10 protein-coding genes and 1 pseudogene are annotated in these 9,817 nt (G+C 61.6%); 7 read left to right on the top strand and 4 right to left on the bottom strand.

The genetic code is table 11. From position 1 onward, the window contains the following. Nucleotides 1-159: 159 nt before the first annotated feature. Nucleotides 160-480: pseudogene (locus G1E_RS20085) on the bottom strand (LysR substrate-binding domain-containing protein); the annotation flags it as partial. Between the two features lie 135 nt (nt 481-615). On the opposite strand from G1E_RS20085, the gene G1E_RS20080 reads away from it, so the two are divergent. Continuing rightward, a complete protein-coding gene (locus G1E_RS20080) occupies nt 616-1,233 on the top strand; it encodes a dTMP kinase (protein ID WP_009684819.1) in 618 nt (205 codons plus the stop codon). An 81-nt stretch (nt 1,234-1,314) separates the two neighbouring features. Here the strand turns inward: G1E_RS20080 and G1E_RS20075 are convergent, their stop codons facing one another. After that, the gene (locus G1E_RS20075) at nt 1,315-1,746 is read right to left on the bottom strand and encodes a DUF4440 domain-containing protein (RefSeq protein WP_009684820.1); all 432 of its coding nucleotides are present in this window, start codon (nt 1,744-1,746) and stop codon (nt 1,315-1,317) included. A 146-nt stretch (nt 1,747-1,892) separates the two neighbouring features. On the opposite strand from G1E_RS20075, the gene G1E_RS20070 reads away from it, so the two are divergent. The 4 genes from G1E_RS20070 (at nt 1,893) to G1E_RS27845 (ending at nt 4,574) form a co-directional block, all read left to right on the top strand. Then, on the top strand, nt 1,893-3,239 hold the full coding sequence (locus G1E_RS20070) for a dihydroorotase (protein ID WP_009684821.1): 1,347 nt from the start codon (nt 1,893-1,895) through the stop codon (nt 3,237-3,239). A 30-nt stretch (nt 3,240-3,269) separates the two neighbouring features. Next, on the top strand, nt 3,270-3,674 hold the full coding sequence (gene dksA / locus G1E_RS20065) for an RNA polymerase-binding protein DksA (RefSeq protein WP_009684822.1): 405 nt from the start codon (nt 3,270-3,272) through the stop codon (nt 3,672-3,674). A gap of 143 nt (nt 3,675-3,817) precedes the next feature. Next, the gene (locus G1E_RS28435) at nt 3,818-4,411 is read left to right on the top strand and encodes a hypothetical protein (RefSeq protein WP_009684823.1); all 594 of its coding nucleotides are present in this window, start codon (nt 3,818-3,820) and stop codon (nt 4,409-4,411) included. Then, nucleotides 4,398-4,574, top strand: coding sequence for a helix-turn-helix domain-containing protein (locus G1E_RS27845; protein ID WP_009684824.1), 177 nt, complete (start codon nt 4,398-4,400; stop codon nt 4,572-4,574). The genes G1E_RS28435 and G1E_RS27845 overlap by 14 nt, the downstream gene beginning before the upstream one ends. Here the strand turns inward: G1E_RS27845 and G1E_RS20055 are convergent, their stop codons facing one another. Continuing rightward, the gene (locus G1E_RS20055; RefSeq protein WP_009684825.1) at nt 4,575-5,057 is read right to left on the bottom strand and encodes an Lrp/AsnC family transcriptional regulator; all 483 of its coding nucleotides are present in this window, start codon (nt 5,055-5,057) and stop codon (nt 4,575-4,577) included. It lies immediately after the preceding gene. 180 nt (nt 5,058-5,237) lie between these two features. On the opposite strand from G1E_RS20055, the gene G1E_RS20050 reads away from it, so the two are divergent. Both G1E_RS20050 and G1E_RS20045 read left to right on the top strand, forming a co-directional pair. Next, entirely contained in the window at nt 5,238-6,278 is a 1,041-nt protein-coding gene (locus tag G1E_RS20050; RefSeq protein WP_047150053.1) for a zinc-dependent alcohol dehydrogenase family protein, read from the top strand. Between the two features lie 412 nt (nt 6,279-6,690). Next, nucleotides 6,691-8,742 (top strand): TonB-dependent receptor, encoded by a 2,052-nt coding sequence (locus G1E_RS20045; RefSeq protein ID WP_009684828.1) that lies wholly within the window; start codon nt 6,691-6,693, stop codon nt 8,740-8,742. 70 nt (nt 8,743-8,812) lie between these two features. Here G1E_RS20045 and G1E_RS20040 read toward each other — a convergent pair. Continuing rightward, a partial coding sequence (locus tag G1E_RS20040) for a TonB-dependent receptor (protein ID WP_047150052.1) occupies nt 8,813-9,817 on the bottom strand: 1,005 nt, incomplete at its 5' end.

The raw sequence follows: 9,817 nt of genomic DNA, 5'->3' as shown, positions 1-9,817 counted from the left end.
CGTGAGCGCGCGCTGGCGGTCTGAGCCTGGGCAGCCCACCTTGGTGGGCGCGTCCTGGCGCCGTGAAAGGGCCAGCGCAATGCGGCCCTGAGTCTCCAGCTGACGCTTTGGGGCTGCCTGCAGGGTGGCCCCAATCATTTCACCCGCAGGTAGCTGCGCTCAGCCCTCAGCCCGAGGGCCCCGCCAGGCGGCGGCAGACAACCGCTCGACAAAGAAATCGGCCAATGCCTGTACCTTGCGTGGCCGACTCCGCGCCGAAGGGGTGACGAAATACAGGCCGCCCTGGGTCATGCTCCATGCCGGCAATACCCGTTCCAGGCGGCCATCGGCCAGGTAGTGCGCCGCAATGAACTCTGGCAGTTCGGCAAGCGCGACACCTGCCAGCAACGGCGCCACCAGTGCATCCGAGTTGGTGACCCGCAGCGGTGCTCGCGGTGTTACATCCTGTTGCGTGCCATCGGCGTGGGTAAAACGCCTGACGGGGGCGGCACCCGCGCGCTAGCGAATGGGCCGCCTGTCCCGGGTGGGGTACAAATGTACTCCTTGAGCGCAAGCGCTTGAAGCGGGGTGTGATCAATGCTCTCATCCCGCGCTTGCGCTTATGGGTTTTGAACGATGAACCGTCCGCTTTTTGTCTCTCTCGATGGCCCTAAAGGCACCGGCAAGACCACCTTGCTGGAGGCCGTTACGCAAGCCCTCAGGCTGGGCGGGCACAAGGTGGTCCGCCTGTGCGAGAGAAACAACGATCCCTACCGCGGCGATACCATGGCCTTGGTCAACAGGCTTGCCCGCAACCCTTGCCAGGCGCTGGAGCATGAGGTTTGCCAACGCTTTGCCGACAGCCGTGCCTGGATTTCTCGAAACGTGCTGCCCCGGCAACCGGCCGGCAGCATCATCCTGATCGATCGCTGGTACCCGTCGGACGCAGCCTTCCGCCGCAGCGTGCCGTTTGCGCAGATCCTGCAGTTGAACCTTGAGCGCGGCGTGCAGGTGCCGGACCTGCACGTGGGCGTGGTCACCGCCGCCGAAACCTCCTGGGCCCGGGCGGCTGCGCGCACCCGCGGGCTGCGCAGTACCGTCATCCACACCCTGGATGAACAGGTAGCCTGCACCGAGGCGTTCGAACGTGCGGTTGCCGAACAGGGCTGGGTGCTGTGCCGCAATGAAGGCACGGTCGAGCAGGCCAGCTGCCAGATCGTGGCTGAAATATACGCAGTGCTGCGGCAGGTGTAAGGCCCACCGAGCCACCCTCGGCGGTAGCCGCATCTCGTGCTCGCGGCGGATGCGAACCTCGGCCGCCTGCTGGCACCACCCTCAGGCCTCGATCGACGAGTGGTGCCCGGTGATCAGCCACTGGTCGTCGATCCGTTCAAAGGTGAACAGGAAACGCGCGGGCACCACCCGCTGAACACCAGCTTGGCGATAGACGAACGTATAGAGCCCACCGACCACCACGGTGCCGAGCTTGCGGCTTACCCGTTTCTTGAATACCTGGATGTCACACACCAGCCCATCATTGGCCAGGAAGTTGTCGAAGTAGTTGCGACGGCTGTCGTCGCAGTCCCGTACCTGGTTCGACAGGGTCGGCACCAGGATCGCATCTGGTGCATAAAGCGCCAGCACCTGGTCGACGTCACGCGTGGCGACCGTCGCTGCCCAGCGATAGAGCGCAGCCTTGGCCCCCGCCAGGCAGGCCAGTTCAGTGTCGGCGTAGGGTTCGGCGGCAGAAGTGTGAGAAGCGCGCATGCGGATTACCTGTAATGCAAGAAGAGGGTGACGGGGAAATACCCACTGGTATACAGTGTTATAACATAACATTTTAGCAGTGAGTGATGGGTCATGTCGTTCCGGTTCAAGCAGCCAGCCAGTGTCAGCCACGGGGACGCGCGTTCATGAGCCGTATCCTGATCAGAAATGCCCGCCTGGTGAACGAGGGCAAGGTGTTCGAGGCCGATGTCTTCATTGCCCGCGGCCGAATCGACAAGATCGCGGCCAGCATCGAGGGCATGAATGCCCCTGTGGAGATCGATGCCCAAGGCCGCTGGCTGGTGCCTGGCATGATCGACGACCAAGTGCACTTTCGCGAACCCGGCGCCACACACAAAGGCTGCATGGCCAGTGAGTCACGTGCTGCCGTGGCCGGTGGTATCACCAGTTTCATGGACATGCCCAACACCAGGCCGGCCACCTTGACGCTGGCGGCCCTTGACGACAAGAAGGCCCGCGCTGCCAGCTCATCGGTTGCCAACTACGGTTTCCATTTTGGGGTGAGCAAGGACAACCTGGAGACCGTTGCCCGTCTGGATCCCCGGCAAATTGCCGGGGTGAAGGTATTCATGGGGGCCTCCACCGGCGACATGCTGGTTGATGACCCCAGGGTGCTCGAGCGGCTTTTTGCCTGTGTACCGACGGTGTTGCTGGCGCATTGCGAGCATACCCCTTCGATCATTGCCAACGAAGCCCGCTACCGTGCGCAGTTCGGCGCAGGTATCACGCCAGCGATGCACCCGCTGATACGCGATGCAGACGCTTGCTGGCGCTCGTCCAGCCTGGCGGTCGAGCTGGCAAACCGTTTCGCTACCCGTCTGCATGTGCTGCACCTGACCACTGCCAGGGAGTTGCGGCTGTTCGAGCCTGGCCCGTCGGCCCACAAGCTGATCACCGCTGAGGTGTGCGTCCACCACCTGCTGTTCGATGACCGCGACTACGCAAGCCTGGGCAATCTCATCAAGTGCAACCCGGCGATCAAGACCACTGCCGACCGTGACGCGCTGCGCCAGGCCTTGCTGGAGGACCGCATCGATGTGATCGGCACCGATCATGCCCCCCATACGCTGGCAGAAAAACAACAGCCTTACGGCTTGGCTCCTTCCGGGTTGCCGTTGGTGCAGCATGCACTGCCAGCGCTGTTCGAGCTGGTCGAGCAGGGGCTGCTGCCGATCACCCAGCTGGTGCGTAAAACCAGCCATGCGGTCGCCGACCTGTTCGCGATAGAGGCACGTGGCTACCTGCGCGAAGGCTACTGGGCTGACCTGGCCCTGGTCGAACGCCTCGACGCACCCAGGCCGGTTCGCCTCGACCCGGTCCTTGCCCACTGTCAGTGGACACCTTTGCAGCACCACTGCCTGCGCCATCGGGTCACGACCACGATCGTGTCCGGCCAGTTGGCCTGGCATGAGCACAGCTTGAACGCGCACTGCCAAGGCTTACCGCTGGCGTTCAATGGCCAGCGGCGCTGAAACGCAACCCTCCACGTGAGAACGACTGCAATGACCGAAGACCAATTGCTCCGCATGCCAGAAGCGGCCTATATGGACGCTGCACAGCTGGCCTTTTTCCGTGATCTGCTGCTGGTACAGCGGACTGAGCTGCAAGCGCGAATTTCCCGTGAGTTCGAGTTGATGCAGCAGTTCGAACCCAGCAGCGACCCCTCCGACCTGGGCACCGTGGAAGAGCAACGGCACTGGCAACTGCGCTTGCTGGAGCGGGAGAAAAAGCTGCTGGACAAGATCGACGAGGCTTTGGAGCGCATTGCCCGGGGTGAGTACGGTTGGTGCAAGGACACTGGCGAACCCATTGGTCTCAGGCGCTTGCTGCTGCGCCCGACAGCCACGCTGTGCATCGAAGCGAAAGAGCGTCAGGAACGCCAGGAGCGGCATATTCGCGAGGATTGAACAGCCGTCAGCAAGGAAGCCAAAGGGGCGCGTCACCGCAGCGTTGTAGGCGGGTCTCGCGATGGCCGGCATTGACTCCCCCCGGCTGATTGCTTACACGTGAGCACTCACAACAACAATAAGAGTGGCGCGCTGTGACAACCATGGCCTCTTGCAACGGCGTTGCCCATGCGGTTTCGTTGCTGCGTACCTATACACAAGCCGCGTTGAGCTTTACCGCAGACCAGGTCGAGGCTTGCGATGCGCGGCAGGCGTCGGACGTGCTTGCAGCCAATTACAGCGCGAACCGGCTCGCCGTGGACAACCGCTCAATTCCCCTGGCCCTGATCGAGGCGGCTTGCGTGGATTTCCACGGCTGCATGCCGGCCAGGCCACTGCGATTCGATGCAATGTTGCAAGCCGGCGGTACGGCGCAGATGCGCTGGATCGGCTTTCTCAACCTGTTGATGACGTACATGATCGGCCCAGAGCCTACGCCCGATGCTCGCACGCTGGAGTTTCTGCAGCAAAGTGCGCTGTTCACCCTCATGCATGCGCTGCACGCCGATCACGGCGCCGGGTTCGGCCCGCAACCCTTGATGCCCCGGCATGTGAAGCGTGCCGAGGGGTATATGCGTGAGCACCTGCGCGACGATATCAAGCTGACAGACATTGCCAGCGCAGCGGGGGGGCAGCGTGCGCTCCTTGAGCGAAGGCTTTCAGCGCGCGCTTCAGCAGTCTCCCATGCAGTACGTTAAGGCGCTGCGCCTGGATGCTGCACGCAATGAGTTGCAGTGCAGCGGCTCGGACCGGCTGGTGTCCGAGGTTGCCGAAGCCTGGGGGTTCAACCACCTTGGCCGTTTCAGCGAGCAGTACCGCCGGCGCTTCGGCGAGTTGCCGTCCAGTACCCCAAGGGCCTGATCAAAGGCTCAGGAGTTCGGCCACAGGGAACTGGTTGGTTGTTTTCATCTCGCGCAACGACAGGTTGGACCTGATACTCGCCACGCCGGGCAACTTGCGCAGCACCTTGTCGATGAAGCGGCTATAGCTGTCCAGGTCCCGGGCGACAACTTGAAGCAGGAAGTCGGCTTCGCCCGTGGTGTTGTGGCAGCTCAGCACCTGCGGAGCCGCCGCGATGATCTTTTCGAACTTCGCGGTCGCCTCTTCGCTGTGGTCGGTGCAGGAAATCTGCACGAACGCCATCACCCCCAAACCCAGCTTCTTGCGGTTGAGTATGGCCTGGTAGCCCTCTATCACGCCGCTCGCCTCCAGGCGCTTCTGTTTCCTCCAGCATGATGCCTCACTCAGGCACAACTGCTCGGCCAGCTTGACGTTCGACAGCCTGCCGTCACGTTGCAGCCTGTCCGCTATTGCAATGTCTACTTTGTCCAGTGCGTCGGCCATGCGCCAATCCTTCACAATCAATGAGCTTTTTGAAGGTTTATTTCACTTGCGCACCCATGTCAACCGAACTCTGAAAGGTAATTTCAGCCGTTTTCTTCATACTGATAGCCGCCGAAAAGCGCTGCTCGGGCGCTGCCGGAAGCACGACTCATCCAACCGTTTTCAGCAGGGGTAAACGTCATGAAAGCTGTCGTCTACGAAGCCTTTTCTCAGCCACCGCGCTTGATGAATATCGCCGATCCAAGCCCGGAGCGGCATGGTGTGGTGATTGAAGTCAAAGGCACAGGCGTGTGCCGAAGCGACTGGCATGGTTGGAAAGGCCACGATCCGGACATACAGCTGCCCCACGTTCCAGGCCATGAGCTGGCAGGCGTGGTCGCCGCCGTAGGCGGCGATGTGACCCAGTGGAAGGTGGGTGACCGGGTAACCGTTCCGTTCGTAGGCGGCTGTGGCGCCTGTGCGCAGTGCCACAGTGGCAATCAGCAGGTGTGCCACACCCAGTTCCAGCCCGGTTTTACCCACTGGGGGTCTTTCGCTGAATACGTGGGTATCCATCAGGCTGACCTGAACCTGGTGGCCCTGCCGGAAACCATGGACTATGCGACTGCAGCCAGCCTGGGTTGCCGCTTCGTCACTTCATTCCGCGCGGTGGTGGACCAGGGCAGGGTCGGCGCAGGCCAGTGGGTCGCGGTGCATGGCTGCGGTGGCGTGGGCCTTTCGGCGGTGATGATCGCCCAGGCCATCGGTGCCAACGTGGTTGCAATCGATATCGCGGATGACAAGCTGGCACTGGCGCGGGCACTGGGCGCCGTGGCCACCATCAATGCCAGTCACGTAGCGGACGTGACGGAGGCGGTGATGGAAATCACCCGGGGCGGCGCACATGTGTCGCTGGACGCATTGGGCCACCCGACCACGTGCTTCAACTCCATCAACAACCTGCGCCGTCGCGGCCGGCATGTACAAGTCGGGCTGATGCTGGCAGACCACGCCCAGCCTGCGATCCCCATGAGCAAGGTCATTGCCCATGAGCTGGAGATCTACGGCAGCCATGGCATGCAAGCGCATCGCTACGATGCCATGATGGAGATGATCGGTTCGGGCAAGCTGGCCCCTGAAAAGTTGGTGGGCAAGACCATCAACCTGGCGCAGTCCATCGACGCGTTGATGAACATGGACCGCTTCGATACAGCGGGTGTGACCGTGATTACCGAGTTCTGATGCACCAGCAACGGTGGGCTGGTACGGGTTACTGCCGGCGCTGGCCTGAATCGCGGGCAAAAGATAGCCCGCTGCTAGACGGGCCAATGGGAACTGCTATCACACGTAGGGATGGCTCAACGATCCCCCATCGCTTGTGAAAAATGAGTCAAAAAAAGGTGCCGACCTTGTGATCCCGCTGGGTGGGATGTATGGGTGGGGCCTCATGCTGCTGCCCAAGCTCGAATCCGCTCGAACCGGGTAGCTTCTGGTGGAATGGGCTCACGCGATACCGGGTGGGGGTATGTGGACAGCAGCCAACGCTAGTGGCGCGAAAGGTTATGGTATAACATAAATCATCGCGGCACTGGCCTTTGGCTTTGCCGCGCATTTGTCTGCCACACAACAACCCACGCCCGACTCAGGACTCTCCATGCGATTCCCCCAAGCATCGTTTGCCATTTTCACGGCAATGTTCACACCTGACCTTGTCGCCGGACAGACCGGCACCTCGACCATCACGCTCGGTGACGTGAACATCACCCAGACCGCTGGCGTAGCCTTGAGCACCGAAAACGTGCTGACCTCGGTCGACGTTCTTGGCAGCGACCAGGTGCGCGACAAGAACGTGATGAACAGCTGGCAGCTGTTGGGGCAGATGCCAGGCATCCAGTTGACCGAAACCGGCCAAGGTGCAGAGTCTGGCAAGGTCAGTTTCCGTGCGTTCAACGGCGAGGGCTACATCAACGGCATCAAGACGTTGATCGATGGCGTGCCAAGCAACGTCAACAGCGGCAACCAGCGCTTCATCGACATGATTTTCCCGTTGGACATCGAATACATCGAGGTGGTGCGCGGTACCAACGACCCGCGTTATGGGCTGCACAATATCGGTGGCAACATCAACTTTGCCACACGCCAGGGCGGCAACTATGTCGATAGCCGGGTGACCTACGGCAGCTTCGATACCCGTGAAGTGCAGTTGGCAGTCGGCCACGAGGAGGGCAACTTCGCCCAGAACTACATGCTCGCCAAGCAGGACAGCAACGGCTACCGCGACCACAGCAACTCGAACAAATATGCGTTGGGCGGCAAATGGTTTGTCAACAACGATGACCAGACCTTCCGTGTCGGGCTGATTGCCCGGCTTTATCATCACCAAGCCCAGGAGCCGGGCTTCCTCACCCGTGACCAACTGCACGCCAGCCGTACCCAGTCACCTGCCAAGAACGGCAATGATGGTGACGACCGCGACATGAAGCAGGTGAGCGTGCACAGTGACTGGCAGCTGGCCGATGACCTTAGCTTGAGCAGCAAGCTGTACTACAACAGCTACAACGATGACCGCACTGTCACCTTCACCGATTACCGGCCTGGCAACGCACCTCGCCAGCGACGCCAGTGGGACGAGCAGCAGCGCGGCATGCTCAGCAACCTTACCTGGCGCGCCAACGAGTTGCTGACGCTCGATGGCGGCATCAACTACGAAGAGCAGGACAACCTGTACCGTCGTCTGCGCTACAACTACGGTGTGCCAACCGACTTCGATGCGCCGCCGGCGCGCGTGCAAAATGACGACGCTTACACCCTGCGCAATATCGGCGGGTACGTGCAGGCGGTCATTCAGCCTACCGATGCGCTGAAGATCATCCCTGCCATGCGGGTGGATAAATTCTCCGGCAACACCGAGGTGCTCGGCGGCGCCAAGGCATCCCTGCAGGACTATGGCTGGATCCGCCAACCGAAACTCAGCGTGATCTACAGCCTCACCCCCGAAATCGACGTTTACGCCAATTGGGGGCGCACCTTCCAGGTGCTCACCGGATCGGCGGAACCGGCTTACCTGCTGCCCGGGCAAGCCTCGTACGACCCGTCCATCAACACGGGCAAGGAGGTTGGGGTGAAATTCCAGCCGTTCCCGGGTGCCCAGGCGCGGCTTGCGCTGTGGCAGCAGGATGCGACCGATGAAGTCGCGAACATGCCCAGCACCGGTACTACGGTGGGGCTCGGCGAAACCCGCCGCCGTGGCGTGGACATGCAGATCAGCGCACAGCTGGATGAACAGTGGACGGTCTGGGCGTCCCACGCGGTTCAGGAGGCGAAAGTGGTCAAGGGCCTGGCTGCCAACGGCCAGTCGCTGTCAGGAAAAGAAGTGTTTTCCACCCCTCGCTACATCAGCAATGTGGGCGTCGAGTACCGCTACAATGACGACTGGAAGTTCGGCGCGCAGGGGCGGGCACAGGGTAGCTACTACATCGATGAGCTCAACGAGCAGGGTAAGTACGGTGGCTTCGTGGTCGTGGATGCCAGCGTGAGTTACCGGATCACCCCGTCCACCAGCGTGGATCTGCAGGTGAAGAACTTGCTGGGCCGCGAATATGAATATGTCTGGTACGACAACTTCTTTTGGGGCGGCAACGACCAGCCCATGTTCTCGCCCGCCCCAGGCCGTTCGGCATTCGTGTCGTTGAACATGAGCCTGTAACAGGCTGGCCGTGCCACAGGCGAGCGTCTGCTCGCCTGCTCGGCGCCAGCGTGGCCAGCCCGCTTTGCCATCAGAAGTCGAACGTCACACCGGCATAGAGTGCGCGCCCGTCACCGGGGGCGTGCAGCGAAGCGTGCGCCCCATCCGGGTCGTACCAGGCGTACTCGTAATAGCGGTTGGTCAGGTTTTTCAGCTGCAGGTCCACGCTCATCGACGCACTGACCTGGTAGGTTGCCCCCAGGTTCAGCAACACATAGCCACCGTAGGTGCCTTGGGTGTTCTCGCGCTCCAGGTAGTAGTGGGTCTGGCCGTTTGCCCAGGCGCTCAGTTGCAGGGCAGGCGTGGCCTGGTAGTTGATGCCGGTATTCCACAGGTGGTGCGGCACATGGTCGATCTCTTTGCCTTTGCTGCCAGGCAGGGCGCTACTCGGCTCGAGGATCTTCGAATATTGCCATGAGTACGACATCCACATCTCGGTGCGTTCGCTCGGGTGCAGGTTGACCTGCAGGTCGTAGCCCCAGCGCCGTGTCTCACCAACATTGTCCGACTCCCCGCTAGGGTCGTTCAGGCGACGGCTTACTTCGCCAGAGGCGTCCTGACGCCAATAGGCCACGCGGCCATCGACCCAGCTGGCCGGGGTGAACTTGACGCCGGTTTCCCAGCCTTCGTTGATTGACGGATCCAGGTCCTCGTTGCGCGGCGGCACCTTGTAGGCGGCGGCGCCGGTCCCGACCTGGAAGGTGCGGCCCCAGTTGGCGTAGACGCTGGCAAACTTCCATGGCGAATAGACAATGCTGAGCTTGGGCTGCTTGATCAGCCCGTAGTCGTTGATGTCGTAGTTTTGCCCGGTCATCTTGTTGGTGAAGTCACCACTGATCTTGTCCACCCGGTAGGCCGGCACGATCTTCAACGATGGGAGCGGCTCGATCTCCGCCTGCACGTAGGCACCGACCGTGTTGAAGGCGAAGTCCTGGTCGCGTGTCTGCGCGTGGCGTACACGCTCCACGGTGCGATAGCGCTCGCTGCGGTTCTGTTGCTTTTGCACATCGCTGCCACCTTCCAGCGCGAAGGCGTG

The organism is Pseudomonas sp. TJI-51 (genome assembly GCF_000190455.2).
Taxonomy (GTDB): Bacteria; Pseudomonadota; Gammaproteobacteria; order Pseudomonadales; family Pseudomonadaceae; genus Aquipseudomonas; species Aquipseudomonas juntendi.
This window is presented reverse-complemented; position numbering and strand designations above follow the sequence as displayed.

Bases quoted from the DNA above. Each gene is read 5' to 3' on its own strand.
- G1E_RS20080 (WP_009684819.1), top strand. From the start codon at position 616: ATGAACCGTCCGCTTTTTGTCTCTCTCGATGGCCCTAAAGGCACCGGC.
- G1E_RS20075 (WP_009684820.1), bottom strand. From the start codon at position 1,746: ATGCGCGCTTCTCACACTTCTGCCGCCGAACCCTACGCCGACACTGAA.
- G1E_RS20070 (WP_009684821.1), top strand. From the start codon at position 1,893: ATGAGCCGTATCCTGATCAGAAATGCCCGCCTGGTGAACGAGGGCAAG.
- dksA (WP_009684822.1), top strand. From the start codon at position 3,270: ATGACCGAAGACCAATTGCTCCGCATGCCAGAAGCGGCCTATATGGAC.
- G1E_RS28435 (WP_009684823.1), top strand. From the start codon at position 3,818: ATGGCCTCTTGCAACGGCGTTGCCCATGCGGTTTCGTTGCTGCGTACC.
- G1E_RS27845 (WP_009684824.1), top strand. From the start codon at position 4,398: ATGCAGTACGTTAAGGCGCTGCGCCTGGATGCTGCACGCAATGAGTTG.
- G1E_RS20055 (WP_009684825.1), bottom strand. From the start codon at position 5,057: ATGGCCGACGCACTGGACAAAGTAGACATTGCAATAGCGGACAGGCTG.
- G1E_RS20050 (WP_047150053.1), top strand. From the start codon at position 5,238: ATGAAAGCTGTCGTCTACGAAGCCTTTTCTCAGCCACCGCGCTTGATG.
- G1E_RS20045 (WP_009684828.1), top strand. From the start codon at position 6,691: ATGCGATTCCCCCAAGCATCGTTTGCCATTTTCACGGCAATGTTCACA.